Raw genomic sequence first — 26,996 nt, forward strand, 5'->3', positions numbered from 1 at the left:
GTCAACCTCTTAAAAACACTCTACTTTAATAAGCCCACTTTATAACTGCAGAACCATATGTAAGACCAGCTCCAAATCCTGTGAGGGCTATAACGTCTCCCTTCTTTACAAGACCTTTCTCTAGAGCTTCTCCTAAAGCCAGTCCGATAGAAGCTGCAGATGTATTTCCAAATTTATTTAGGTTTATATAAAATTTATCTACTGGAATTTTCAATCTTTTTGCGGCAGACTCTATAATTCTTTTGTTTGCCTGGTGTGGGAATACCATATGAAGATCGGTAGTCTCTTTGCCTGCAAGTTTAAGTGCCTCACGTGTAGCTTTGGGAAGTGCTTGAACTGCAAACTTAAATACGTCTTGACCTTTCATTTTTAAGAAAGTTTCTCTATTTTCAACCTCTTCAATTGTTGCCGGCCTCTTAGTTCCTCCAGCAGGCATTCTCAAGATTTCATCGTCTTCACCTTCAGATTTTATGTAGCTAGAAAGAATACCATACCCCTCTTCTACTTCTCCTACAACTGCTGCTGCTGCACCGTCTCCGAAAAGTATACAAGTATTTCTGTCTTGCATATCTACAACTCTTGAGAGGGCTTCTGCACCTATCACAAGTATTTTCTTATACATTCCAGCCTTTATCATTCCAGACGCTATTGTGAGCCCATATACGAACCCACTGCACGCAGCTTGGATATCAAAGGCAGCTGCATTAACTGCTCCTATTTTTTTTTGTACTATACAAGCAGTATTTTGTATCAGATAATCTGGAGTACAAGTTGCAAGTATAACCATATCAATATCTTCAGGTTTCATCCCAGCTGATTCTAAGGCTTTCTTGGAAGCTTCGGAAGCTAGGTCCGAAGTTGCTTGGTCGTCAGCTACAAATCTTCTTTCCTCTATACCTGTTCTACTTTTTATCCATTCATCACTTGTGTCCAACTCTTTTTCAAAATCAAGGTTGGTCATAATTTTTTCAGGAACATAAATACCCATACCTAATATTCCTGCACTTTTTACATTCATTCTAGGCCTCCTTATCGATTACTTTCTTAAGTTTCGCTGTTAGATCTGCCTCAGCAAATTTTTCTGCTACTTTTATAGCATTTTTGAATGCTTTCCCATCGGAATTTCCATGAGCCTTTATAGATATCCCGTTGAGTCCAAGGAAAAGTGCCCCACCATATTCTGATGAATCCATTTTTTCTTTCATTCTTTTAAAAACAGGCTTCAAGAGAAGTGCACCTATTTTCAAAACAAAACTGCTCTTTATCTCTTGTTTTAAAAAATCGAAAACAAATTTTACAACTCCCTCTCCTGTTTTCAAGACAATATTTCCAGTAAATCCATCTGTTACAACTATATCAACTTCACCTTCCATCATATCACGAGGTTCCATATTGCCTACAAAGTTTATTCTATCATTTTCTTTCATCAGAGTATAGGCTTCTTTTGTAATTTCATTTCCTTTACCCTCTTCTTCACCTATATTGAGGAGTCCTATCTTAGGATTTTTAATATCTAAGAGCACATTAGCATATACTTTTGACATAAGTGCAAACTGATTTAAAAACTCAGGCTTGCAGTCTGCATTTGCTCCTGCATCTAGCATAACAAGATGACCGTGTTTTGATGGGAATATAGTCGTAATAGCCGGTCTTAAAACGCCCTTTATACGTCTTAATTTCATCTGACTAGATGTCATAAGAGCTCCTGTATTACCTGCTGATACTATAGCATGGGCTCTTCCCTGAGTCACACAATCTATAGCAATATTCATTGAGGCTTTAGGTTTCTTCCTCACTGCCATAGCCGGACTCATTTTTTCATGCATCTCTATTGTTTCATCAGTATGTTCTATTGATAATCTACTTTTATCATAATTGTGCTTTTTTAATTCTTCATCTATTAAAGTCTTGTCTCCTACAAGTATTATCTCAAGGTGGCTCATCTCATTTAGCGCCATTACAGCTCCGTTCACCGCCTCCATAGGAGAAAAATCTCCTCCCATAGCATCTAATGCTACTTTCATCTATACCTCCTAAAATATAAAATCCCTTATCATTCTATCAAAATAAAAAAAAAGACAAGATTTTCATCCCGTCTTTTTTTTAGAAATTACTCAGCTGTGTTAGCTAATACTTGTTTACCGTTGTAATCTCCGCACTCTAAACAAATTCTGTGAGGTCTTCTAGGAGCTCCACATTTGTCACAAGTAGCTAATCCTGTAACTGTTAATCCATCATGAGCTCTTCTCATGTTCTTTTTAGCTTTAGAAGTTTTCTTCTTAGGTACTGCCATTCTTAGTCCCTCCTAATCAATTCTTATTTAAATTTAGTTTTTTAATCCCAACAACTCTTTCCATCTAAGGTCTACACCATCATCTTTATATTTTTCCATCTCTTCCAAACCATCACATTCAGGTTCACACACCGGGTAAGGAGACATTTCCAATATAATATGCTCTCTGACAAGTCTAGCAACATCAATCTCGCCATCGACAGCTTCTCCTAGTTCCACTTCATCAATCTTACACTCAGCTTCTAGGGAGTTCAAGTATTTTTTAAAAGATTTAGATTCTACAAAGTATCCTTGAAACTCTCCGGAAACATCTAAAGATATATCCTTCAAACATCTCACACAAGGTGTTTTCAATTTTGACCTGTATTCACCACAGACAAAAAAACCTTCATTTTCAACTTTTGCATAACCTCTGATTTCAGTTGGAGCTGCAAGTGTAAGTCCTTCAATTTTACTTATTGTAAAATCAAAGTCAACTCTTTGGTTTTGACTAGCCCTTATTTCATCTATTTTTATAATCAAGGTTACCCTCCTCATTATAAAACACTCAGTTATTTTACTGATAATTTCGAAAATTGTCAAGTAATTTTTCTTAACAAAGGTTTTAAAACTATTTAGCAGTTCATTCTACCAAAGTTTCCATTTTTTTTCAAGCTTTCTAAAAAATAATATTCCCGATATTAAGAAATAAAATAATAAAAGATGATCACATTATACGTTAAAAAGAAATTCCATAAGATCTCCATCTTTAACAATATACTCTTTTCCTTCAAGCCTTAATACTCCAGCCTCTTGTGAGCCCTTCCAGCCGTTATTTTTCACAAATTCCTCATAAGCCACAACTTTTGCTCTTATAAAGCCCTTTTCGAAATCAGTATGAATCTCACCAGCCGCTTTAGGAGCAGTATCTCCTATTTTTATTGTCCAGGCTCTTACTTCTTTTACGCCAGCGGTAAAATAAGTCTGAAGCCCTAGAAGTTTGAATCCAGCTCTTATTAGTCTATTAAGACCTGGTTCCGTTACACCTAGTTCTTCTAAAAACATGGCTTTGTCTTCTTCATCCATTTCCTGAAGTTCAGCCTCTACTCTCGCAGATACGATTGCAACTTCTGCATCTAAACTTTTAGCGTATTCCTTGACCTTTTCCACATACTCGTTTCCTGATACAAGATCATCTTCTGCAACATTAGCTGCAAACATCATTGGCTTCAATGTAAGAAACTGATATACCTTAAGTAACTGAAATTCCTCTTCTGAAAAATCTAGCGTTTGTAAAAGTTTAGATTCTTCTAAGTGAGCTTTTGATTTTTCAAGAACCGGCATTATTTTTACCGCATCTTTATTTTTTGCCTTGAGAAGTTTTGATTGTTTTTCTATAGCTCTTTCTATAGTTTCTAAGTCAGCTAAGATAAGTTCTGAGTTAATAACCTCTATATCTCTGATAGGGTCTACAGATCCCTCTACATGAACCACATTTTCGTCCTCAAAACATCTTACTACCTGGCATATAGCCGCTGTCGATCTTATATTTGACAAAAACTTGTTACCGAGCCCCTCTCCGTTTGCTGCCCCTTTCACAAGACCTGCTATATCTACAAATTCTACTGTTGCATGTTGAACTCTCTGAGGGTTTATTATCTCTGACAAAGCATCTAGTCTGTTGTCAGGCACTGTAACCATACCGATATTCGGTTCGATTGTACAGAATGGATAATTTGCAGCCTCTGCAGCCCCTGCCTTTGTTATGGCATTAAAGAGTGTCGATTTTCCAACATTAGGAAGACCCACAATTCCTATTCCAATCATTAAATTTCTCCTCCTAAAATATCAAAATTTTTCCTATCAATTTTATCATACATTCAAAACTTTGTAAACCTGATCAAGTTTTCCAGAAACCTTTCCTTACAAAAGAGCTACACCTGTGATAGTCACACAATGATTCATTCTAATAGTACGGATCCATACAAATCCGTTGAAATATAATTATAATTTATTTTTCTATTTTTTCATCTTTTTATAAAAAAGCTTGTGAAACATAAAAATCCCCGGGAGTATCCCAGGGATTTTTATGTTCATTTATTTCACTATAAGTGTTTCTCCTGTCATCTCTGCAGGTTTTTCTATGTTTAATATATCTAGCATAGTTGGTGCAAGATCAGCTAACTTACCCTCTTTCACCTTAGAGTTTTTATACCTGTTTGAAATAAGTAAGAAAGGTACATCGTTTGTTGTATGAGCCGTGAAAGGTACGTGAGTCGTAGGGTCTTCCATAAGATCTACGTTTCCATGGTCTGCCGTAACAAGAAGTGCCCCGTCTTTTTGGATTACCTTATCGGCTACCTTCCCTAAACATTCATCCACAACTTCTATAGCTTTCTTAGCAGCCTCGTAGACACCTGTATGTCCTACCATGTCAGGATTTGCAAGGTTCACAACCACTACATCGTAAAGATCATTTTCAATGGCATTTACTAACCCTTCAGTTACCTCATAAGCTGACATTTCAGGCTTAAGATCATATGTAGCAACCTTCGGAGATGGTACAAGTTTTCTTTCCTCACCTTCATACTGAGCCTCTTTTCCTCCGTTAAAGAAGAAAGTTACATGAGCGTATTTTTCAGTTTCGGCTGTTCTAAGTTGCTTAAGTCCGGCTCTAGATACAACTTCACCGAAAGTATTAACAAGCTCTTCATCTGTGTAAACTACTGCAGCCTCTATAGTAGAATCATACTGTCTCATACATGTAAACTCAACACCGATATAATCTCTTTCAAATCCTGTAAACTCTCTATCATTTATAGCTCTGGTTATCTGTCTTGCTCTATCTGGTCTGAAGTTGAAGTTTATAAAAACATCTCCCTCTGACAATGCCGCCCCTTCTACAACAACACTCGGGATCACAAATTCATCCGTTTCTCCCTTAGCATAGGCTGCTTCAACTGCAGATTCTGCAGATTCTGCTTTTACCCCTTCTCCCTTAGCTATTGCATCATACGCCAGCTTAGTTCTGTCCCAGTTTGTATCTCTGTCCATAGAATAATACCTTCCAGAAACTGTAGCAATCTTACCTACTCCAATCTCCTTCATTTCATTTTCCAATGTCTTAATATAACCTATAGACGACTGAGGTGGTGTATCTCTTCCGTCTAAAAATGCATGAACATATACTTTTTCAAGATCATATATTTTCGCCATTTTTACAAGCCCCACAAGGTGGTTTATATGAGAGTGAACTCCTCCGTCTGACAAAAGTCCCCCTAGATGAAGTGCCTTTCCACTTTCCTTCACAGAAGAATAAGCTTCTTTTAAAATTTTATTTTCAAAAAAATCTCCCTCTTTTATATCTTTACTTATTTTTACCAATGGTTGATATACCACTCTTCCAGCTCCGATATTTAGATGCCCTACTTCAGAATTTCCCATCTGACCTTCAGGAAGACCCACAGCCTCTCCTGAAGCTTTCAATTTAGAGTTAGGATATTCTGCTATTAGTTTATTAAACACTTTAGGATTTACTTCTCTGATGGCGTTTTTTTGGTCTAAATTATCGTTTAAACCCCAACCATCTAAAATCATTAAAACTACGGGTTTTCTACTCATAATTCACCTCTCCTATTCAAGAATTAAGTGGTGCCATATTTTTTAAAATACAACACCACTTTCTGGTTGTTTAAATATTATTTTACTCCTGCTTCTACTATTTTAGAAAAACTAGAAGCTTCTAATGATGCTCCACCTACAAGTCCTCCGTCTATGTCAGTCTGACCCATAAGTTCAGCAGCATTTGCAGGCTTCATAGATCCTCCATACTGAATTGTTATCTCTTCTGCTACTTCTGCTCCAAACATATCAGCTAAGAAGTTTCTTATGGCCTTATGAGTTTCCTGAGCCATCTCAGGAGTAGCTGTTTTACCAGTTCCTATAGCCCATACTGGTTCATAAGCAACTACAACTTTTGCAGCTTCTTCCGCTGTCAAACCAGCCATTCCGCCTCTTAATTGTTTTTCATTAACTTCATCAGTCTTTCCACTTTCTCTATCTTCTAATTTTTCCCCTATACAAAGAATAGGAGTTAGTCCGTTTTTAAGAGCAGCCTTTACCTTTTCATTTATGAATTCATCACATTCTTTGTAATATTCTCTTCTTTCAGAATGCCCTAGAATCACATATTTAACCCCTATAGAAGTTAACATACTTGGAGCTATCTCTCCTGTAAATGCACCTGATTCATTTGGATTCATGTTCTGTGCAGCTATTTCTATGCCTGATCCCTCTACAGCCTTCACTGCGTCTGAAAGTGCGGTAAAAGGTACACCTAAAACTATTCCTACATTATTCATTCCCTTTACTAATTCTTTTAATTCTGTCAGCATCTCCACCGACTCTGAGTTTGTTTTGTTCATTTTCCAGTTTCCTGCTACGATTGTTTTTCTCATTAATATACCCCCTAATAATTATAACTTCTCAAAGAAATTCTAACACATTCAATGGCTTTTTTCAATTTATGCATATGGTTATATTTTAACCTCATTGTGTCCTATTTTTACTATTTATCTGAATCTTGTCATATTAAGTTAGAAAATAACTTTATTGTTCAACTTTCCCTTACAAGGATAATTATTTTAATATTCTTACTTACACCACATACTTATAAAGGATCAGAGATCTTTTTTGCAAAAAAATTATGAGTGGTAAAAACCACTCATTTATGCAAATTTCCTATCTCTCATCTCTTCTTTCAAGATATTTTCATAATATCCTTCTATATTTTCTTTTAGCTCCATTAAAAGATCGCTCATTTCGTATTCTAAAATCTCCTGTAGAACATAAGTATCTTTTGATTCCATTGCCTGGGATATATTGTTCATACATCCTTCATAGTCTTTTATTATCTCATCAAAATCTTCATACAATAGGTCCAAGGCTGTATTTTCCTTTATAGACATAAGAATATTATATATCCAGTCCAGTCCTGCCACCACTTCAAAGGATACACTAATCATTCTCAGATCATTTTCCACTTCCATTTCAAGGTCTAAAAGATCTATAGTTTCAAAATATTTTTCAATGTAAATTTCCATATCGGAAATAGCTTCTAATATTATGGTTTTAGGGCTCTTTGTGAGAATTTCAACAACATTTATTTTTTCTCCCCCCACCATGTTATTTTCAGCCAGCAACTGCCCGTTCACATAGATGTTATATAGCATTTTACCTTCTTTTTCCAGAAGTCTATTAACCTCTTCTATTACCAGTCCTAAAGTTTTAAAATCTTTTTTTTCAAAATTTATTTTCTTGTTGTCTATCAATATATCCATAACGTTTACTCCCATCTAAAAAGATACCTTGTTATTCACTGCTGTTTTAGCTGCCGCTAAAGAGAAAACCAAAATCTTTTTAGGCTCCCCGCAGGTTTTTAAAATTTTAGTAAGCTCTCTTACTGTGCTTCCTGTGGTAACTATGTCATCTATCAAAAGAATTCTTTTCCCATGAACCTTCAAGTTACTTTCAAAACTATTTTTTATATTTTCTTTTCTCAGCTCTTCATCAAGTAACTGGTGCATAGGTTTTGTATTTTTAACTCTTTCAACAGATTCATATGGTATTTTCAAATATTTCAAAATATCTTCTACCTGGTTAAATCCTCTTTCTCTTTTCCTTTTTATACTTATAGGTACAGGTATTACTACATCTATTTTTTCAAATTTTATTATTTCTTTCAGATATTTTCCAGTTAAATCACCAAAAATCTGGCTTATATACCTTCTGTTCTGAAGTTTAAAAAAACCAATTAGTCTTTTTATATCTTTGTCATAATCAAAAACATAATAGTAATTTCCAGAGTTTCTAAGCGATATTTTCCTCTCTAATTTCTTATAACATTTGTGACATAGATATCTGTATTTTTCTTCAGATTTTTCACTGCAAAAGACACAGTCATTTGAAAAGAAAAAATCTCTAATATTCAGGTTTAAGCTCTTCATCCTTATCCAACACCTTTGCAGAATACATCTCAGTATAGCCACAGTTAAGACATATTTTAAGATAATATGTACCAAGCTCAAGTTTCAATCCAGGCGTTTTTTCCGCACAAAATGTTGTTCTCACTTGATATTTTTCATTGCCGCATTTAAGACATTTAAAATCCAATACTATCCCCCCAAATTACATTTCTATTCCATATAAGTTCTTCCCTGTCAAAACTTATAAGGTCAAATCTAAACTCTGCATCCTTTAGATTTTTTTCCTGGATATACTTCATTGCAGTCAGGTATATTCTCCTTTGTTTCCTCGTGTCTACAGCATCCATCCCACTTCCAAACCTATTGCTTTTTCTATATTTAACCTCCACAAAAATAGTGACTTCATCTTTCCCCACTATAATATCTATCTCTCCATATTTACTACGAAAATTTTTTTCAAGGAAAGCATATCCCTGTTCCTTTAAAAATTCAAGTGCTTTAGCTTCATATATGTCACCCTTTTCCCTATTGTGCATACAATTTCATCCCCTTATTATTCCAAGGATATTCTTTTATAAATTATATACTATTTAACCATGTATTTCAAATAATCTGCTAAAAAAGAGTGGGCTTTAGTATGTTCCCTAGAAAAGTTTTTCTGTGACATTGACAGGCTCCATTTTTTAATATAGCTTCCCTGTGTTGTTTTGTTCCGTAGCCTTTATGCTTTGCAAATCCATATTCAGGATATTTTTCATCATACTTCACCATGATCCTGTCTCTTGTCACCTTTGCAATTATAGAGGCTGCAGCTATAGCTAGACTTTTCCCATCCCCTTTTATTATAGGGGTTTGTCTATTGTTATATTCTCTTATTTTATGATTTCCGTCAACCAAGACATTTTCAAAAGATATCCCCTCTTCTGAAATATCTTCTATAGCCTTTATCATCCCCATAAATGTAGCATTCAAAATATTATAATTGTCAATATCTTTTTCATTGACAACCCCTACTCCCACATGGCAGTTTTCAATTATAACATCAAAAAGAAGTTCTCTTTTTTTCTCACTTAATTTTTTAGAATCATTTATCATATCAAATTCTTTTACATATTTTTTTATCTTTACGGCAGCTGCTACTACTGGTCCTGCAAGGGGCCCTCTCCCTGCTTCGTCTATTCCTATTATATCGCCGTATTCCATGTCAAACTCATACATAGTATTCAAATGGGTTCCTCCTAAATGTTAACTTTATTTATATCCAAGCCTGTTTTTTTTGCTGCGTTTTTAAAATCTTCAGGTATCTCCCCAAATACTGTCATTTTTTCTCCACTTAAAGGGTGATGAAATTCTAACCTGTAAGCGTGAAGCATCTGCCTTTTGCATATTTTACTAGGCTTTCCATAGACCTCGTCTCCAAGTATAGGATGATTAATACTTTTCATATGAACTCTTATCTGATGAGTTCTTCCTGTTTCTATCTTTACCTCTACAAGGGAAAAATCACCAGCCTCATCTAAAATTTTATAGTTTGAAATCGCATTTTTACCATTTTTTTGAACCACCGTCATAGTTTTTCTGTTCTTGGGATTTCTTCCTATAAGATTTTCTATTCTTCCAGTTTTTTCAGAAAATATACCCTTACATATACAAATATAAGTTTTTGAAATATCTTTATTTTTAAACATGTCTGATAATTTTAAGTGTGAAAAATCATTTTTTGCTATTACTATAAGACCACTCGTGTTCTTATCTAGCCTGTGAACAATCCCAGGTCTTATTACTCCATTTATGTTAGACAGATCTTTTATATTGTGCATAAGGGCGTTTACCAGTGTTCCGGAATAATTTCCCGGAGCAGGGTGAACTACCATGTCCGGAGCCTTATTGATTACGACTAGATCCTTATCTTCATAAACTTTTTCTATGGGTATATCTTGAGGTTCTATATCCAACATCTCGTCTTCAGGTATTCTCACAAGAATTTTTTCATTCCCTTTTAATTTATTTCCACTTTTATTTTTTTCTTTTCCTTCTATTATTATATCTCTTTGCTCTATCAACTTCTGAATATAGGAACGTGTCAGGTAATCAAAAGATTCATTTACGAAGGCGTCTAATCTTTTTCCTTTATCACTGTTCTCTGCATAAATAGTGTCTTGCTCCTTATAATTTTTCATTGTTCACCTCTTTACTTTTATAAGAATCTAGTTTATTATAGTCTGATAATACTAATTTTATAATACGGTTTTTAAACCAACCACAATTAAAGTCAGGAGAATATCAATAATGATCAGATTAAACAATTATATCATTAAACTTTTAAAAAATAAACTTAATAGAACAGATATCGACGAGAGTAAACTCACACTTTTGAATAAGGGAAAGTTTGCAAATGCCTATGTTTTTAGATATTGTCAAGAAAATACCGATCTCACAATAAAGGATTTTTCCCATTGTCCGTGGCCTGTGAGAATAACTGTCGGAATAATTATGACAAAGTTTGAATGTAATACACTCAAAATTTTAGAAGGTATGTCAGGAGTCGCTTCAGAAGCCTTTCTCCTAGGAAGATATACAGTTGCGTTTTCTTATATCAAAGGAACCCCCTTAGCTGAAATCCAAAAGAAGGACACAAAACTCCCTAAAGAATTTTTTATAGAATTGGAAAAAAGAATCCGAGAGATACACAAGAAAAATCTTGTACACTTAGATCTGAGAAACTTGGGAAACATTATAAAAGGTGAAGATGAAACCCCATATATAATAGATTTTCAGTCTAGTCTTGGTACAAAATATCTCCCAAAAAAATTTAGAAAAATACTAGAAGATTCTGACATTTCCGGAGTTTATAAATCCTGGAAACTGATATGTTCAGAAAATCTTGATCCAGAAAAAGAAAAATTCCTTGAAAATTTCAATAAAATTAGAAAAATCTGGATCTTCAAAGGATATCCACTTCAAAAGGCCATAAGAAGAATAAAAAGAAAAATAAATAAAAGTTAAGAATATTTTTAATGACCCGCTTTGATTTCAGAGACAGGGTCTTTTATTTTTCCATTTATAACTTCCTGTTCACAATAATAAAAAAAGCCCCTGAATTTCAGAGGCAGTTTAAAGCAAAAATTATTTTTTTGTGAAATGTCTTTCAAGTAATCCTTTAAAAGCTTTTCCGTGTCTCGCTTCATCTTTTGCCATCTCATGAACTGTATCGTGAATAGCATCAAATCCAAGTTGTTTTGCTCTTTTAGCTATATCAAATTTACCTGAAGTTGCTCCGTATTCAGCTTCTACTCTTCTTCTAAGGTTTTCTTCTGTTGAATCAGTAACTACCTCGCCTAAAAGTTCTGCAAATTTAGCAGCATGTTCAGCCTCTTCAAAAGCGATTCTTTTGTAAGCCTCTGCCACTTCTGGGTATCCCTCTCTGTCTGCAACTCTTGACATAGCAAGATACATACCTACCTCTGTACACTCTCCAGAAAAATGAGCTCTTAGATCCCCTATAATCTGCTCGTCACCGCACGCAAGACCCTCTCCTAAAATATGCTCAGTTGCCCAAATCATATCACCCGTTTCTTTTATTTCTTCAAATTTATCTTTTCCTGCCTTACATACTGGGCACACCTCTATACCTGCATCTAAAACTTCCCCACATACTGTACATCTGAATTTTGACATTATACCCTCCCAATTTTCCATTTTTGTTATAGTTACATTTTTGTACTTGTGTCAGGATTATATCCTCTGATAAACTTTTTGTCAATATATTTTTTGATTTTATACATAAAAACGAGAAAGCTCAGCTTCCTCGTTTTTATGTCATTAAGTTAACAGGATATTTCTTAGAAGATCATGATTGACTCTGCCGTCCAAATCCAGTTTTTTTATAGTTGTTATTATAGCTCTTACCACCTTGAGATATTCTTGTGGTTTCTCCTTTGGAGTTATCACGAGAAATACTATATCTACAGGTTTTCCATCTGGTGAATCCCACTCGACAGGATTTTTAATAAGTCCGCATACACATATTGTCTCATTTACCTCATCTGTTCTGCAGTGAGGTATAGCTACGCCTTTTCCAAGCGATGTACTTGCTAGTTTCTCTCTTGCCATTATGGCATGGGCGACCTCATGGACATCCTTTACAACACCTTTTTCCCCTATTATATCTGCCAGATTATTTATGGCTTCTTCTTTATTTCCAGCTTCAAGTTCTATAACATTTCCTGTTAGTATCTTTTCTATTGAAAAATGATCTGATTTTTTCTCAGACTTACTCTGAATACTTTTAATATACTCTTTCCATTTCAACAGTGTTCTTTCTGAAAGCCACGCTCCTCCGATTTCAAATATTACCAAAGCAGGAATGATAGTATTAAATATCATTTCGCCACCATGTCCCTTTAACACTGTAGCTACTAGAATAGTTTCAACTGCAGCCATTCCAGCCTGAGGAAGCATAAGTTTTGGTAGACTGTTGGTTATCTCTTTTTCCTGTTTTGTAGCATAGCACCCTATCCAGGTACCTATAAATTTTGCCGAACCTCTTACAACAAGATATCCTGCTACATATATAAAAGTTTCCTTAGAAAAAGTTTCCAACTTCACACTTGCACCTATAAGGGCAAAGAAAAAAAGATTTAATGCAGGCATTATATTACTTAACTGCAGAGAATGAAATATTGCGTGGAAATGATAATTTGATACCAACGCCCCTGCTACAACTGCAGTAACTAAAAACGGAACATGAAAATGCAGTGCCGCTGCAGATCCAACTGCTACAAAACCAACAACTATAAAGAATAATTCAATAGAGGGCATAGGACCGTAAAAACTATCTACATCTACCTCAAGTCCTTCTTCGCTTTTGACTTTTCCAGGTTTCACCGTAAATTTAAGAAGCATAAATATAATCCACCCTATAACAAAGGCAAGAATCAGTTCCCTAACTACTTCATAAGCCAGATGCCCTATCGAAAGTGATTCTCCCTCCATGGTCATAACGGCTATCCCAAGAAATACCGAGAAAAATACGACTTCAATAATATCATCTAAAACTACTATATTTGCCAAGAGATTTTTGAGTTTCCCCTCTACTTTTAGTTTGTTCATAAGAACAAAGGTTAGTGCAGGGGCAGTTGCTATTCCTATAGATCCAACCACGAGAGAGTTTATAGCTGTGAAGTTAAACACTTTCCAAAATACAAGGGAAAGTGATATCCAGGTAAGTAAGGCCTGTCCCACACAGATCACTGTAGACTTAATTCCTACTTTTTTCAATCTGTCAAAATGTAGTTCTTCTCCAAGGGAAAATGCTATTACTCCCAGAAAGAAAAATACAAAAAAATGACTTTCTTCTATAACCAGAGAATAACTTTCAAATCCATGGCTATAAAGTTCTTCCATTTTATTAAAAAACGATGCCGATCTCACAAATTCATTTTTTACTACCCAGTCGTGAACCAAAAACCAAAAGTGTGGTCCTATAAGCATTCCACCTATTATCTGTCCAATCGTCTCACCTATATTTAGCTTTTTGGCAAGAACTCCAACTGCATAAGCTCCCAATATCAGCATACCTATTGCCAGTATCTGAACTTTCATAAATTCTAATCCCATTTTTTCCTCCTATATTTTTGTTTATATTAAAAGGATTCAATTCAAAATAAATTTTTGTAATCACATTACTATAATACTTCATTTGCAGGGTGTTTTTCAATATATATTTAACAATGTTTAATAAGAATTATCACAACCAATTATTTCATTGTTTATAAAAAGTTTTTATGATTATAGTTTATAATAGAATTATTTTCAATGTTTTTTACAAAACCCCCTTTCATAAATCATTATAAAAAGTCAAATACAATACATATTTCAAAGAGCGTTCCATAGAAAATTCATATTTTAGAATCATATATTTTGGCAATAAAAAAAGGTAGCTTCAAAGTCTACCTTCCTGCCTTATTTTTGTCTAGCCCATATAAATATAACCAAGGCAAAATGAATCAACGCCATAAGAGGGATACCATATTTAAAGTACCATTTTCTCGTCTTATGATTAAAAAATTTCATGCTTATAAAAGCCCCTATACTTCCTCCAAATAAAGCCATAAGCATAAGCCTTAGTTCAGAAACTCTATCTCTGTCATTTTTAGCCTGAACCTTGTCAAAGGAATATACGGTAAATGTAGAAATATTCATTACAGCCAGAAAAATAAAAAGTATTTTTAAAAAAGTAATTTTCATTAGTTGTCTCCTTTAAATTATTTTATAAGTCATTCTAATATACATCAAAATAATTTTTTTTCAATATTTTCTTTTGTTTCTGCCAAAGCAGTTTACCAAAGACCTTAAAAAAAATAAAAGAACCTATCCTTTTTATCCTGTATTATTAGAACATATTGTTCTGTTCACAAAAGATTTTTATTGATTTTATATTTACAAACACAAAAAAATGTAATATATTTGTGTTGTAGCAAGGTCTTCAATAACATCTATTTATTATGTTCTGTTATTTAGAGGACCCTTTCAAAATTTTGGGTTTCATCCATTGAGACCTTTTTTTAATTCTAAACTTTATACTAGGAGGTGCTCAAGGATTTTCTAACTGTAGCTAGTCAAAGGTTTTTTTCTGCCAATTGACAAAATAATTACAAATTTTAAAAAATGAAAGTAAAAATTAAAGGAGGAGTTTAATGAAATTTGATTTGATTGCTTTTATGATGGACCAGTTTGTTTTAATGTTTGTTGCTGTTGTTACAGGAATGATACTCGGTAAGATTCTAAAAATAGGAACTTCAGGAACATTGTTTACAGGACTTGGAATGGGATGGGCAGTACGAAAAATGGCAGTGGATACTGTCGCTGCAGGGGATGTTGCAGGTCATGTAAAAGCGGCCGAAAAGCTTTTAAAAATATCTGTTGTAGATAAGATGTTCTTTTTACTTTTCTTGATACTATTCGTTGCAGCTGTTGGACTTCTTGCAGCGGACAAAATCGGTATTATTATTAAAAAATATGGTGCAAAATTCATAATTCTTGGATTTATCATCACTCTTTTAGGAGCGGCTACTACTTACGGACTTACTCTTATGAGTAAAAATGCTAGCCCTTATGAGGTTTCAGGTGTTTACACAGGGGCACTTACAAGTTCTCCGGGACTTGCAGCCGCCATCGAGACAGCTAGAGAGCACGCTAAAGGATGGGCTGAAGAGTATAGTGAATTAGATGATCATGATAAAGGAAGAATATTAAATATCCTTGGTGAAGAGGGAGTAACTCTTGACAATACAACATCTCTTACACCTGCACAAATTGATGAATTTGTAGTAAAAGCAGAAGCTGGAGTTGGAGTAGGACACGCTATTGGATATCCATTTGGAGTAATAATAGTTATCTTAGCTATGAGATTCTTTCCAATTTTATTTAGACTTAATGTAGATGAAGAATATAAAAAGTTTAACGAAGAGATGGCAGCAGCAGAAGCAGCTGGCGGAGTAAAAGAGATAGAAACAGTAACTTTCGACCTTACAGCATTTATACTTGCATGTGCAGTAGGTTACTTTATCGGTAAGATCAAAATATTCTTAGGACCTCTAGGTTACTTTGGACTTGGTTCTACAGGAGGAGTACTAATAGCATCTCTAGTATTTGGTTACATCGGTAAAGTTGGAATGTTCCACTTTAGAATGGATAAGAAAATCCTTGCAGCTATAAGAGAAGTAGGACTTGCTCTTTTCCTTGCCATAGTAGGGCTTAGATATGGATTTGCAGTTATCGATTCACTTACTGGATCAGGACTTTTCCTAGCATTTGTTTCACTAATGGTTGGAGTTGTCGCAATGACAATCGGATTCATCGTAGGTAAATACGCTATGGGAATCAACTGGATCATGCTTTCAGGAGCTATCTGTGGTGGTATGACATCTACTCCTGGACTAGGAGTGGCAATCGATGCAGTAGGTAATGATGACCCAGCAGCAGGATACGGAGCTACATATCCATTTGCACTCTTTGGAATGGTATTATTTACAATAATTCTACATAAATTACCAATGTAATACCTATAAAAATATCAAAATGGCAGTGAATTCACTGCCATTTTTTATTTTCTTATTTTTTTATATTTATTTTTTCCGATAGGATAAAGCCTCTAAAATATCCCCTTTATCTATAGATTCTCTTTTCTCAAGATCTGCTATTGTCCTTGCCACTTTCAAAGTTTTATCATAACTCCTAGCAGAAAGACCAAGACTTTCAATGGCATCTTTCAATAACTTCAGACTTTCTTCATCTAGTTTACAATATTTTTTTATCTCTTTTTGGGTCATATTCGAATTTAGCTTCCCTTCTCCCATTCTCATGATCTGCTTTTCCCTGGCTTCCTCCACTCTGTTTCTTATAGTTTCAGAAGATTCCCCTTCACCATAATTTAAAAGCTCTTCTGTTTTGAGTTTTTTAACTTCAACATAGAGATCCATCCTGTCAACAATTGGACCTGAGATTTTTTTCTTATAGTTATTTATCTGATGTTGAGTACAGGTACATTTTCCTCCATCTTCAAAAAGCAAACCACAATTACATGGATTACTGGCCAATACCAAAATAAAATCTGTTGGGAAATCAACCCTATAAGATGCTCTTGTAATGGAAATTTTCCTGTCCTCCACCGGCTGCCTTAGTGTTTCCAATACATTCTTTGGAAACTCTGTAGCCTCATCTAAAAAAAGTACCCCTGTATGAGCCAGAGTTATCTCTCCTGCTTTAGGAACTCTTCCTCCGCCTACCAGTGCAACAACCGATGATGAATGGTGGGGATTTCTAAATGGCCTTTTGTTCACAATGGGGAAGGTATCATTTAAAAGTCCATTGCTACTATATATTTTTGTCGATTCTACAATCTCTTTCTGGGTCATGTTTGGCATTATTGTAGGAAGTCTTTTGGCCAGCATTGACTTACCTGATCCCGGGCTTCCCACCATAAAGAGATTGTGCCCTCCTGCTGCAGATATTTCCAGAGCTCTTTTAGCAGCATACTGTCCCTTTACCTCTTTAAAATCAAAACTATAATTATTTTTTTTACATTCATCTATAAGTTCTTCATTGTAGATTTGGATCTTGCCGTCATCAATGAACTCTAGGACCTCTTTCAGATTTCTCACCGGTACAACCTCTATACCCTCTATCATTGAGGCTTCCCTCATATTTTCCCTTGGAATGATTATCCCCTTCATTCCCTTTTCTTTTGCACATATCACTGCATTTATGACTCCACTGGTTCTTTTTACGCTCCCTCCCAAAGACAGCTCCCCTATAAACATATAATCCGAAAGTCTAGTATCATCTTTGATATATTCAAAAGACCTCATTATTCCTATTGCTATAGGCAGATCAAACTGTGGTCCCTCTTTTTTAATCCCTGCAGGAGAAAGGTTCACAAGTATTCTTTTTGGATTCATACTAAAACCGCAGTTTTTGATTGCAGCCTTTACCCTTTCACGACTTTCTGATATTGCTGCATCTGCAAGACCAACTATATTAAAGACCGGTAGCCCATTGCTTATATCTACTTCCACTTCCACCTGGTATGGATCTATACCCAGGAAACCCGAACTTAAAACTTTCGCAAGCATTTTATCACCCCACTATATACTTTTCCCTATGTTTTTTCTTTTTCTCATAAACTTTCCTTTTTTATTTCTGCAGACTAGATAAACAAAAAATATCTAACTGAATTTGAAAAATTAAAATAACTATAAAAATATAGTATTAGGACTAAAAGCATATTTTTTTACAAAAAGATTAAAGTTAATAAAAAAAGGATTTAAAAACACTTTTTTTTATTAAAATCCTGTGTTAAAATTGTGTGTAGCTACTTTTATTTAGGAGGAGAATATATGAAAAAGATTTTTGCATTTCTGATGGTTGTAATGATGCTGGCACTAACTGCCTGCGGTGGTAAAGAAGAAGCGGCAAAAGAAGAGACTTTGAAGGTTGGAATAGTTCTTTCCATAGGAGGACTTGGAGATAAGTCTTTCAACGACTCTGCTTATAGGGGGCTAGAGCAAGCTAAAAAAGACCTAGGAATCGAATTTAAATATGTAGAACCTGCATCGCCTGCAGAAGATGAGCAGTTTCTTAGAGAGTTCGCTGAGAATGGTTATGACTTAGTTGTTGCCACTGGATTTCTTATGAAAGATGCCACTGAAAAAATGGCTAAAGAGTTTCCTGATGTTAAGTTTGCAATTATTGACGAAGTAATCGAACTTCCAAATGTATCTTCACTTGTTTTCTCTGAAGATGAAGGTTCATTCTTAGTAGGAGCCTTAGCTGCTATGATGAGTGAAACCAATACTGTTGGATTCGTAGGTGGGATGGAAGTTCCTCTTATCAAAAAATTCCAGAGAGGATACGATATGGGTGCTAAGTATGTGAACCCTGACATAAAAGTTCTTGGATTGTTTACTTCAGGACCTAACCCGTTCAACGATCCTGTTAGAGGTAAAGAAAATGCTCTTTCACTTATCAAGCAAGGAGCAGACGTCGTATATCATGCAGCAGGAGGAACTGGTGTAGGGGTTATCGATGCTGCAAAAGAATCTGGTGTTTACGCTATCGGTGTAGATTCAAACCAAGATGATGTTGCTCCAGGAACAGTTCTTACTTCAATGATCAAAAATGTTGATGTAGCTGTATATAATACAGTTAAACAGGTTTTAGACAATGATTTTAAAGCAGGTATCAACAGATTTGGAGTAGCTGAAAATGGAGTTGGTACAAGTGACTTTGCAAATACAAAAGATGTTATCGGAGAAGAAAAATTAAATAAATTAAAAGAGATAAGAGAAAAAATTATAAATGGTGAAATTAAATTCTAATAACACTATTTGGATTTTTAGGTTTCCAGGTTAGATTGTCTGGAAACCTTTTTTTGTTCTGGGGCTTTTTTCCCATCCTCTGATTTTTTAGTCCATTTTTTTACATGTTTTAGAAGTAAGATAAAAAATTGGATAGACTGCAATAATTCGAGTAGTTTTCTCAAGATCATACAAAATAAATAAAAAGATTATTCGAAGGGATTTTCATAAAAATATCATCCTTAATTACCTCAAAAAATATTGAAAAAAGAGGCGTAGATCACTCTCTACACCTCATAAAATATTTATTTTAACTTAACTATTTATTTCTCCATTGGCATAGTTGCATCGCCACACCATTCGTAAATAGAACCTTCATAATTTTTTACATTTTCAAAGCCACCGGCTCTGAGGATCATAGTTGCATAACCTGATCTTATTCCCATAGTTCAGTAGAGCGTAAAATCATCTTTTTTATAAATTCCAATTTTAGCCCTCATTTCTTCCATCTCTTCTGAAGTTTTTAAAGTTATGTTTTCATTTAATAGATTTGTTCAAAGAAGATGCTTCGACCCTTTTATATGGACGCCTCTAGGCTCTCCTGAATTCTGAGATCCATCAATTTTTTTTAGTTCTTACATCTACAAGTATTGTTTTTCCTAAATTTTCAAAAACTTCATCTTTTGTTGCCATAAAACTTCTATCGTAATCTTTTAAAATTAACCTATTACTAGTTGTCGGTTCAGATGTAACATCATTTGTCATCTCGTAACTGAGTTCTTTCAATAAGTAGATCCACCATGAAGAATTTAACATTTTTCATTCCAGCTAATCTTAATTGCCAAGCTGTACGTCCTCTGCACCGGGACCTTTGAATATATCAGAGTAAACTACTGCTACCTTTTCATTATCTACTCTCAATGAAATAAGTTTTTTAGTTAAAGCTTCCTTTGATTTTACTGTTCCCCAACCTGGGTCTCTTGGTTTCACTACTTTTTCTGAAAAAGCATGAAATCCAATGCTTATTGCTCCTTTTATACGTTCTTTAGCACATATCGCAGGATTATTATCGATTTTTTTCTTTGTTACTTGATGCCTTATTACAACTACTAAATAAAATATATTCTACTTAATCAATAGTTCTAATGACTAGTAAGAGCATATTAAATTTAAACTAAATACCGGATACTACTTATTCCAGAATAATTACAGCCAATTAATCCAATTAAAAAAAGGACACTCCTACATGGAATGTCCAAAATTTTAAAATTATTATCTTTTATCAAAAAGTTCAGAAATGGACTCGTTATTTACAATTCTTTTTATCGCTTCTGCAAAAAGTAGATCTACAGAAAGTACTTTTATTTTTCCTATTTTCTTTTCTTCAACAAGGTTTATAGAGTCTGTAACAACAACCTCTTTAAGCGGTGACGCTTCAAGTCTCTCCATTGCTGGTCCTGATAGAATTCCGTGTGTACAGCAAGCATAGGCTTCTTTAGCACCTCTTTTTATTATAGCTTCGGCACCATTTGTTATTGTTCCAGCTGTGTCTATCATATCATCAATAAATATTGCTGTTTTTCCTTCTACCTCTCCTATAAGGTTCATAACCTCAGACATGTTTGGCTTTGGTCTTCTTTTGTCGATAATTGCTATTTTACAATCAAGCCATTCAGATAATTTCCTTGCTCTTTTTACTCCCCCTACGTCTGGTGATACTACTACTACGTTATCACCACTTAAACCTTTCTCTATAAAGTACTTTGCTAAAATAGGTAAAGCTTGTAGGTGATCTACAGGAATATCAAAGAATCCTTGAATTTGATTAGCATGAAGATCCATAGTTAAAATTCTAGAGGCTCCAGCTACAGTTAAAAGGTTAGCTACGAGTTTAGATGTAATTGGTTCTCTTGGGCTCGCCTTTCTGTCTTGTCTGGCATATCCATAGTAAGGGATAACCACATTTATAGTTTTTACAGAAGCTCTTTTTAGTGCATCAATAAATATCAAAAGCTCCATAAGATTTTCATTTACCGGTTCTGAAGTAGGTTGGATAATAAATACATCGCATCCTCTTACCGTTTCATTAATTCTTGCATAAATTTCACCATCTTTAAACCTTACAATGTTTGCATCTCCTAGAGGAAGTCCACACTTTTCAGCAATTTTTCTGGCCAAGTTGATATTTGAATTCCCAGTAAAAATCTTTACATCTCTCGCTTCTCTTATCATTACTTTTTATTCCACTCCTTTTTAATTATCTGCTTACTTCTAGTTACCCCCAATGCATTTGAAGGAATATCTTTTGTGATTACGGAACCTGCTCCTGTAAGTGCTCCATCCCCTATATCTAGAGGTGCCACAAGCATACTATCACTTCCTATAAATACATTTTTACCAATTTTTGTCTTGTGTTTGTTCTTACCATCGTAATTGCATGTGATAGTTCCAGCCCCTATATTAGTGTCTGTCCCTATCTCAGCATCTCCCAGATAAGTAAGATGCCCAGCCTTAACTCCTGTTTCTAGCACAGATTTTTTCACTTCCACAAAGTTACCTATGTGTACTTTTTCTTTCAAGTGTGATTTCGGTCTGATATGGGCAAAAGGACCTATAGTCACTCCCTGTTCCAAAATACTTTCTTTGATCACTGAACTTTGTATATTAACATTGTTACCAATTTTGGAATCTAAGATTCTTGTGTTTCCTGTTATCTCACAGTTTTTTCCGATAGTAGTCTCACCCTGAAGCAAAGCTCCTGGATAAATTACAGTGTCTGCACCTATTTCCACACTTTCTTCTATATATGTATTTTTAGGATCTATTAGTATAACTCCGTTATTCATTAGATCTAAGTTTTTTCTGTTTCTAAGTACTGCCTCTGCCTCTGCAAGCTGGACTTTGGAATTTACCCCCAAAACCTCTTCATTGTTTTCAAGTGTATATGTCTCAACCTTTTCACAATTATTTACATTGATACTGATAACGTCAGTCAGATAGTACTCATCTTTTTCAACGTGTTTCTCTATCTTAGAAAGAGCTCTGAAAAGTTTTTTAGAATCAAAACAATAAACTCCCGCATTTATCTCCTTTATTTCCTTTTCACTCTCTGTTGCTTCCTTTTCCTCTACTATGGCACTGACCAAGTTGTTTTTCTTTACTATTCTTCCGTACCCATAAGGATCTTCTACTATAGATGTTAGAATAGTTGTCACAGCACCAGATTCTCTATGTTTTTTATACATTTTTTCCAATGTTTCAGAAGTTAAAAGTGGTGTGTCCCCACATACTACCATTATGTCTCCGTCATAATCCTTAAGCTGTTCTTCTGCCATCATTATGGCATGCCCTGTTCCCAGTTGCTTATCCTGTACTACGTAGTGTACATCTCCTAGGGAATCAAGAATCATCTCTTTTTCATGACCTAAAATCAGAATGTTTTCCTTAGAATTTAGTTTATCAAGAACCTCTATAATCTTCTTTATCATAGGGATCCCGTTTACTTTATGCAAAACTTTTGGTAGATCTGACTTCATTCTAGTGCCTTTTCCTGCAGCTAAAATCAAAGTTTTCAAATTCATAAAATTTCCCCCAGTATAAATTTTCCTAAACAAAATCTAGAAAATTATAACACAGTTGTCAATATTTTTCAATATATACAAAATTCTCATATAATCATACAAACTGTGTCTAAAAGCATTAAATCCCTTTCTCCTTCCCCTTTCTTATAAACTCTTTCATAAGAGGCGAGAAATGCTTATCCTTATGATGTATCAAATTAAATTCTCTATCTATTTCAAAATTCTTCAATTTATAGCCTTTGAGTTTTCCTTCGTCTAACTCCTTTTTTACAGTTAATTTAGAGAGACAACTTATTCCCAATCCCGTCATTATAATCTCTTTTATAGCTTCAGTATTCCCAAGAGTAAAAGATTCCTGATATTTTATATGGTTATTTTTCATAGCTGCCTCAAAAACTTTCCGGGTTCCGCTTCCCTCTTCTCTCAAAATAAATTTTTCAGATTTAAGTTCACTTTCATCTATCTTTAGATGTTTTCCCCACTTATGTTCAGGGTGTGTAATTATTATGAGCTCATCCTTCCATATCTCTTCACTTTTTATTTCATTCATATCCACTTCAGCTTCTACAAAGGCCAAATCTATATCATTTTTTAGAATCATATTTGCAATATCTTCTGTATTCCCTATTTTTAATGATATATCTATTTCTGGATAATCTCTTATAAATTCCTTTATAAGCTGTGGCATTACATATATACCTATTGTAGAACTTGCCCCTAATTTCAATTTACCTTTTTTTAAATCTTTTTTCTCATCTAAAACCTCTTCAAATTCCTGATAGAGGTTCATCATTCTTCTTGAATAAGTCTTAAAAAGTTCTCCTTCGTCAGTAAGATAAAGTCTTTTCCCCAGGCGATTAAATAATTTAACCCCTAGTTCTTCCTCCATCTCTTTTATCATCTGACTTATAGCTGGTTGACTTATATACATTTCCTTTGATACCGTCGTCATATTTAGCTTCTCTGCAACACAATAGAATATCTGCAATTTTCTAAGGGTCATCACTACCTCCGTATTTATCCAAAATCACAACAAAACCCTCTGAATTACAGAGGGTTTTAATTTTTATTATATTTTACCTTTCAACATTTCATAAAATGTCTGTTCATCCAATCTCTTAAAGTCGTCGATAGAACAGCTGTCCCCTATACAATGAGTAAGCTGTATAGTAAGAGCTGAGACAGAGAGCTTTATCTCCATAGCCGACATTATAAGAGAGCACACCAAAAGAACTAGACTGATAAAAAAGAACGCCTCACCTAAAAATATCTGGTTTAGAAAAAGAGCCAAAATTGATAATACTGATAAAATCAATGCCAGTATGGCTACAAATTGCATATTTTTTGTGAGTCTCACTCTCTTTTTTAAATTTACTATCTGTCTTAAAACTCCCTCGGTAGTTTCTCCCTGAAGCATGGCCTTTTCATGGAGCTGTCTTATGAGAGCTGCCATGGCTAAAAACCTGCTTGTATAAGCTATCATCAAAAGAGATACAGTTGAAAATAAAAGTGCTGGTGTAGTTAAAGTAAGTTTCATTTTATCCCTCCTATAGAGCCCCTCTCGTGAGTTTTTCATAGGCTTCATTTATTTCCTTAAATTTTTTTTCGTGATATTCTTTTACATCGTCATCAGCAGTTGCATATCTGTCTGGGTGATGCTTTCTCGCCATTTCTCTGTAGGCTTTTTTTATCTCTTCCTGACTGGCCCCCTTATTTATTCCAAGTAAATTATAGTATTTAGTCGTGTCTTCAAAGCCTCCGAAGTTATTTCCTGGGTATCCGTTTCCAGTCCTTTGATAATGACCACCACTTTGACCACCGGTTCGTCTAAAAAACTCATCAAAATCTGCATTTCCTCCAAAATGGTAATAATGGGTTCTCCCCGTACTCTTTGGATTATTCTTATTTCTAAAATAACTGATAATAAGAAGTATAAGTATAACCGGGAAAAAATTTATAATGATAAATCCGAAAAAAGAAAATAATAACCATAAAATAACTATAAATGGTAAAGCCCTAAATGCATTAGTTGGGCCCAAAAATAAAACGAATATTATAAATAGACCCATAAACAGTAATATCATCAAATAACACCTCTTTTTTTTAAATAATTAGAAAAATTATAATATATATTTTAAAAACCATTATAACCTTAGTTATAGCAAAAGTCAAATCACATTAGTTCGACGAAAAATATATATAATAAGTTTAAAAACCTCCCAAAGGGAGGTTTTTTCTAAGCGCATTCAAGTTCTTTTTTTAAAAAGATTATTTTATTTTTTATTTCTTCATCTCTAGGGTCTATTTCATATGCTGTTATATATTCTTTTAGAGCTCTCGGAATTCTTCCCATATCCTCGTATTTTTTGGCAAAATCAAGATGTGCCGTATAAATATCAAAGTCTAAAAATATCGCAAAATCATAACTCTTTATAGCTGATATAACATCACCGTTTCTAGAATATGCATTTCCTAGAAGAAAATAAACAAATGGTGCATCTGGAGCTATATCTAAAGATCTATTAAAATATTCTATCGCCTTAGGTTCTATATCCAACTCATAATAAAGATACCCTAAAAAAGCTAAAAAATCTGCATTTTCAGGCTCTAGCCTTATGAGTTTTTCATAAATTTTAATGGCTTCCTTGGCTTCTTTTTTATAATATAGAATTGCAGCCAATTCTCTGAGTAGCTTAATATCAGTAGAGTTTTCAAGCAAAAGCATCCTAACTTCTTCCTCTCTGCTAGAGAGGTCTTTATTCACACAATAATCTTTAAAAATTTCTGTCCTCAGCATAAGATTCGCTACTAACTAGCTTTCCCCCCTTTAAAGTTATACTGCCTGTACCCCCCTTAACCATATGATTCATTATAGCACGAAATGATAAAAAGTAAAATGGTTTTATTTCAACCTAATTTTGCCTAGAAATGTAAAATAATAGACCTATTCTAATATTTTTTTCATATCATAAATGAATGTACTCAGAGTTAAATTATTCTCAGGATAACTAACCTTTAATATCTCAAAAATATATCATCTTTTATCTATTATGGATCGTTCACACAGAAAGTTAAAATGATTCATAATAGATAAAAAAAAGTCTCTGCACAAGGCAGAGACTTTAACATTTGCTATTAAGCATTTTTTGCAGTTTCAGCTAATTTTGAAAATTCAGCAGCATTATTTACAGCAAGGTCAGAAAGTACTTTTCTGTCAAGCTCGATCCCTGATTTCTTTAGACCGTTCATAAACTGAGAATAAGTAAGTCCGTTTAATCTAGCAGCAGCATTGATTCTTATGATCCAAAGCTGTCTCATTTTTCTTTTTCTTACTTTTCTATCTCTAGTTGAAAAAGCCTCTGCTCTCATTACAGCTTGGTTAGCTTGTTTGAAAACGTCACCTGAAGCTCCTCTATACCCTTTAGCAGCATCTAAAACTTTTTTATGTCTTTTTCTTCTTACAACACCAGTTTTTACTCTAGACATTCTTCTAGTCCTCCTCTTTACAAAAATTTGATATTAAACATTAACTTAAAATAAGAAATTTATTATCTACCTTCTCCAGTTGGAAGTAGTACTCTTAACTTTCTAGCTGATCCTTCTCCAGCTACGAAGTCTTTTTTAAGTTTGTTTTTCTTATTTCTTTTTTTCTTAGTTAAGATATGGCTTGTACCAGAATGTTTAACAACAAACTTCCCTTTAGCAGTTATCTTTACTCTTTTCTTCGTTCCTTTATGACTCTTCATCTTTGGCATATTAATAATCCTCCTCTCAAATATTTAAACTATTTTTTAGGCGTCAACATTAGATGCTTTTGCTTATCAAAATATTTTTTATCAACATCTGCAGTTTCAGAAAATCTTTCTGCAATTTGATCTAAAATTTTAATACCAAGATCAGCATGCATTCTTTCCCTTCCGAAAAGCATAAGAGTTACCTTTACCTTGTTATCCTTAGAAAGAAACTTTTCAATCTTGCTCGCCTTTGTTTCAAAATCATGTTTATCGATTCTAGCCTTAAATTTAACCTCTTTTACAACAACAAGTTTTTGATTCTTTTTAGCTTCTTTGGCTTTTCTAGCCTGCTCGTATTTAAATTTTCCGTAATCCATTATTTTACATACTGGCGGAGTAGAATTCGAAGATACTTCTACCAGGTCAAGATCTCTTTCCATTGCCATTGAAAGAGCTTCTCTTGTGTTCATAACTCCCAATTGTTCCCCTGAGTCAGATATAACTCTTACTTCTCTAGCTCTTATTCTTCCATTAATTCTAGTTTTATCAGAAATAATAGACACCCC

Annotated in this window: 32 protein-coding genes; 3 read left to right on the forward strand and 29 right to left on the reverse strand. The window is 34.2% G+C overall.

The genetic code is table 11. The features are described from left to right. Nucleotides 1-25: 25 nt before the first annotated feature. The 13 genes from ILYOP_RS07605 to ILYOP_RS07665 form a co-directional block, all read right to left on the reverse strand. Nucleotides 26-1,018: a beta-ketoacyl-ACP synthase III gene (locus ILYOP_RS07605; RefSeq protein ID WP_013387958.1), complete on the reverse strand. Its 993-nt coding sequence runs from the start codon at nucleotides 1,016-1,018 to the stop codon at nucleotides 26-28. Between the two features lies 1 nt (nucleotide 1,019). Beyond that, nucleotides 1,020-2,024, reverse strand: a complete 1,005-nt coding sequence (plsX, locus tag ILYOP_RS07610) for a phosphate acyltransferase PlsX (protein ID WP_013387959.1) — start codon at nucleotides 2,022-2,024, stop codon at nucleotides 1,020-1,022. A gap of 86 nt (nucleotides 2,025-2,110) precedes the next feature. Next, on the reverse strand, nucleotides 2,111-2,293 hold the full coding sequence (rpmF, locus tag ILYOP_RS07615; RefSeq protein ID WP_013387960.1) for a 50S ribosomal protein L32: 183 nt from the start codon (nucleotides 2,291-2,293) through the stop codon (nucleotides 2,111-2,113). 33 nt (nucleotides 2,294-2,326) lie between these two features. Then, complete coding sequence (locus tag ILYOP_RS07620; RefSeq protein WP_013387961.1) at nucleotides 2,327-2,815, reverse strand: YceD family protein; 489 nt, start codon at nucleotides 2,813-2,815, stop codon at nucleotides 2,327-2,329. Nucleotides 2,816-3,004: 189 nt separating this feature from the next. Then, the gene (gene ychF, locus ILYOP_RS07625) at nucleotides 3,005-4,099 is read right to left on the reverse strand and encodes a redox-regulated ATPase YchF (protein ID WP_013387962.1); all 1,095 of its coding nucleotides are present in this window, start codon (nucleotides 4,097-4,099) and stop codon (nucleotides 3,005-3,007) included. A 270-nt stretch (nucleotides 4,100-4,369) separates the two neighbouring features. After that, nucleotides 4,370-5,893, reverse strand: coding sequence for a 2,3-bisphosphoglycerate-independent phosphoglycerate mutase (gene gpmI / locus ILYOP_RS07630; protein ID WP_013387963.1), 1,524 nt, complete (start codon nucleotides 5,891-5,893; stop codon nucleotides 4,370-4,372). A 77-nt stretch (nucleotides 5,894-5,970) separates the two neighbouring features. Then, a complete protein-coding gene (tpiA, locus tag ILYOP_RS07635) occupies nucleotides 5,971-6,729 on the reverse strand; it encodes a triose-phosphate isomerase (protein WP_013387964.1) in 759 nt (252 codons plus the stop codon). Nucleotides 6,730-6,999: 270 nt separating this feature from the next. Then, nucleotides 7,000-7,611 (reverse strand): hypothetical protein, encoded by a 612-nt coding sequence (locus ILYOP_RS07640; RefSeq protein ID WP_013387965.1) that lies wholly within the window; start codon nucleotides 7,609-7,611, stop codon nucleotides 7,000-7,002. 15 nt (nucleotides 7,612-7,626) lie between these two features. After that, nucleotides 7,627-8,277, reverse strand: coding sequence for a ComF family protein (locus ILYOP_RS07645; RefSeq protein ID WP_013387966.1), 651 nt, complete (start codon nucleotides 8,275-8,277; stop codon nucleotides 7,627-7,629). Next, entirely contained in the window at nucleotides 8,252-8,443 is a 192-nt protein-coding gene (locus ILYOP_RS07650; protein WP_013387967.1) for a zinc ribbon domain-containing protein, read from the reverse strand. Before ILYOP_RS07650 ends, ILYOP_RS07645 begins: the two co-directional genes overlap by 26 nt. Next, complete coding sequence (locus tag ILYOP_RS07655; RefSeq protein WP_013387968.1) at nucleotides 8,433-8,792, reverse strand: YraN family protein; 360 nt, start codon at nucleotides 8,790-8,792, stop codon at nucleotides 8,433-8,435. Before ILYOP_RS07655 ends, ILYOP_RS07650 begins: the two co-directional genes overlap by 11 nt. 79 nt (nucleotides 8,793-8,871) lie before the next feature. Then, nucleotides 8,872-9,474 (reverse strand): ribonuclease HII, encoded by a 603-nt coding sequence (locus ILYOP_RS07660; protein ID WP_041921219.1) that lies wholly within the window; start codon nucleotides 9,472-9,474, stop codon nucleotides 8,872-8,874. Nucleotides 9,475-9,494: 20 nt separating this feature from the next. Next, entirely contained in the window at nucleotides 9,495-10,436 is a 942-nt protein-coding gene (locus tag ILYOP_RS07665) for an RluA family pseudouridine synthase (protein ID WP_013387970.1), read from the reverse strand. A gap of 109 nt (nucleotides 10,437-10,545) precedes the next feature. Here ILYOP_RS07665 and ILYOP_RS07670 point away from each other — a divergent pair, with 109 nt between their 5' ends. Then, entirely contained in the window at nucleotides 10,546-11,262 is a 717-nt protein-coding gene (locus ILYOP_RS07670) for a protein kinase family protein (RefSeq protein ID WP_013387971.1), read from the forward strand. A gap of 120 nt (nucleotides 11,263-11,382) precedes the next feature. On the opposite strand, the gene ILYOP_RS07675 is transcribed toward ILYOP_RS07670, so the two are convergent. The 3 genes from ILYOP_RS07675 to ILYOP_RS07685 all read right to left on the reverse strand — a co-directional run bounded on the left by ILYOP_RS07675 (nucleotide 11,383) and on the right by ILYOP_RS07685 (nucleotide 14,505). Continuing rightward, nucleotides 11,383-11,934, reverse strand: coding sequence for a ferritin family protein (locus ILYOP_RS07675; protein WP_013387972.1), 552 nt, complete (start codon nucleotides 11,932-11,934; stop codon nucleotides 11,383-11,385). 144 nt (nucleotides 11,935-12,078) lie between these two features. Further along, nucleotides 12,079-13,875: a PTS sugar transporter subunit IIA gene (locus tag ILYOP_RS07680; RefSeq protein ID WP_013387973.1), complete on the reverse strand. Its 1,797-nt coding sequence runs from the start codon at nucleotides 13,873-13,875 to the stop codon at nucleotides 12,079-12,081. Between the two features lie 345 nt (nucleotides 13,876-14,220). After that, a complete protein-coding gene (locus tag ILYOP_RS07685) occupies nucleotides 14,221-14,505 on the reverse strand; it encodes a DUF1294 domain-containing protein (RefSeq protein WP_013387974.1) in 285 nt (94 codons plus the stop codon). Between the two features lie 449 nt (nucleotides 14,506-14,954). On the opposite strand from ILYOP_RS07685, the gene ILYOP_RS07690 reads away from it, so the two are divergent. After that, nucleotides 14,955-16,319, forward strand: coding sequence for an aspartate-alanine antiporter-like transporter (locus tag ILYOP_RS07690; RefSeq protein ID WP_013387975.1), 1,365 nt, complete (start codon nucleotides 14,955-14,957; stop codon nucleotides 16,317-16,319). Between the two features lie 66 nt (nucleotides 16,320-16,385). Here the strand turns inward: ILYOP_RS07690 and ILYOP_RS07695 are convergent, their stop codons facing one another. Next, nucleotides 16,386-17,891 carry a YifB family Mg chelatase-like AAA ATPase gene (locus ILYOP_RS07695; RefSeq protein WP_013387976.1) on the reverse strand — a complete coding sequence of 502 codons (1,506 nt, stop codon included), beginning with the start codon at nucleotides 17,889-17,891 and terminating at the stop codon, nucleotides 16,386-16,388. Nucleotides 17,892-18,155: 264 nt separating this feature from the next. Between ILYOP_RS07695 and ILYOP_RS07700 the strand changes: the two genes are divergently transcribed. Further along, entirely contained in the window at nucleotides 18,156-19,136 is a 981-nt protein-coding gene (locus tag ILYOP_RS07700) for a BMP family lipoprotein (RefSeq protein WP_013387977.1), read from the forward strand. Between the two features lie 302 nt (nucleotides 19,137-19,438). On the opposite strand, the gene ILYOP_RS16045 is transcribed toward ILYOP_RS07700, so the two are convergent. The 12 genes from ILYOP_RS16045 to infC all read right to left on the reverse strand — a co-directional run bounded on the left by ILYOP_RS16045 (nucleotide 19,439) and on the right by infC (nucleotide 26,993). After that, complete coding sequence (locus tag ILYOP_RS16045) at nucleotides 19,439-19,561, reverse strand: rhodanese-like domain-containing protein (RefSeq protein WP_245546499.1); 123 nt, start codon at nucleotides 19,559-19,561, stop codon at nucleotides 19,439-19,441. Nucleotides 19,562-19,733: 172 nt separating this feature from the next. Next, nucleotides 19,734-19,901 (reverse strand): hypothetical protein, encoded by a 168-nt coding sequence (locus ILYOP_RS15805; RefSeq protein ID WP_187288102.1) that lies wholly within the window; start codon nucleotides 19,899-19,901, stop codon nucleotides 19,734-19,736. Nucleotides 19,902-19,949: 48 nt separating this feature from the next. Further along, nucleotides 19,950-20,105, reverse strand: coding sequence for a hypothetical protein (locus ILYOP_RS15810; protein ID WP_187288103.1), 156 nt, complete (start codon nucleotides 20,103-20,105; stop codon nucleotides 19,950-19,952). 282 nt (nucleotides 20,106-20,387) lie between these two features. Then, nucleotides 20,388-21,347 (reverse strand): ribose-phosphate diphosphokinase, encoded by a 960-nt coding sequence (locus ILYOP_RS07710; protein ID WP_013387978.1) that lies wholly within the window; start codon nucleotides 21,345-21,347, stop codon nucleotides 20,388-20,390. Next, complete coding sequence (gene glmU / locus ILYOP_RS07715; protein WP_013387979.1) at nucleotides 21,347-22,696, reverse strand: bifunctional UDP-N-acetylglucosamine diphosphorylase/glucosamine-1-phosphate N-acetyltransferase GlmU; 1,350 nt, start codon at nucleotides 22,694-22,696, stop codon at nucleotides 21,347-21,349. The genes ILYOP_RS07710 and glmU overlap by 1 nt, the downstream gene beginning before the upstream one ends. A 118-nt stretch (nucleotides 22,697-22,814) precedes the next feature. Then, nucleotides 22,815-23,699: a selenium metabolism-associated LysR family transcriptional regulator gene (locus tag ILYOP_RS07720; protein WP_013387980.1), complete on the reverse strand. Its 885-nt coding sequence runs from the start codon at nucleotides 23,697-23,699 to the stop codon at nucleotides 22,815-22,817. A gap of 66 nt (nucleotides 23,700-23,765) precedes the next feature. After that, the gene (locus tag ILYOP_RS07725; RefSeq protein WP_013387981.1) at nucleotides 23,766-24,233 is read right to left on the reverse strand and encodes a DUF2721 domain-containing protein; all 468 of its coding nucleotides are present in this window, start codon (nucleotides 24,231-24,233) and stop codon (nucleotides 23,766-23,768) included. Nucleotides 24,234-24,243: 10 nt separating this feature from the next. After that, nucleotides 24,244-24,765, reverse strand: coding sequence for a J domain-containing protein (locus ILYOP_RS07730; protein ID WP_222838849.1), 522 nt, complete (start codon nucleotides 24,763-24,765; stop codon nucleotides 24,244-24,246). Nucleotides 24,766-24,932: 167 nt separating this feature from the next. Then, a complete protein-coding gene (locus ILYOP_RS07735; RefSeq protein ID WP_013387983.1) occupies nucleotides 24,933-25,493 on the reverse strand; it encodes a tetratricopeptide repeat protein in 561 nt (186 codons plus the stop codon). A 338-nt stretch (nucleotides 25,494-25,831) separates the two neighbouring features. Then, nucleotides 25,832-26,182, reverse strand: coding sequence for a 50S ribosomal protein L20 (rplT, locus tag ILYOP_RS07740; RefSeq protein WP_013387984.1), 351 nt, complete (start codon nucleotides 26,180-26,182; stop codon nucleotides 25,832-25,834). 62 nt (nucleotides 26,183-26,244) lie between these two features. Beyond that, nucleotides 26,245-26,451 carry a 50S ribosomal protein L35 gene (gene rpmI, locus ILYOP_RS07745; RefSeq protein ID WP_013387985.1) on the reverse strand — a complete coding sequence of 69 codons (207 nt, stop codon included), beginning with the start codon at nucleotides 26,449-26,451 and terminating at the stop codon, nucleotides 26,245-26,247. Between the two features lie 29 nt (nucleotides 26,452-26,480). Then, a complete protein-coding gene (infC, locus tag ILYOP_RS07750) occupies nucleotides 26,481-26,993 on the reverse strand; it encodes a translation initiation factor IF-3 (protein ID WP_013387986.1) in 513 nt (170 codons plus the stop codon). Nucleotides 26,994-26,996: the final 3 nt, after the last annotated feature.

Origin of the sequence: Ilyobacter polytropus DSM 2926, from assembly GCF_000165505.1 — a bacterium.
In the GTDB taxonomy this organism is placed as follows: Bacteria; Fusobacteriota; Fusobacteriia; order Fusobacteriales; family Fusobacteriaceae; genus Ilyobacter; species Ilyobacter polytropus.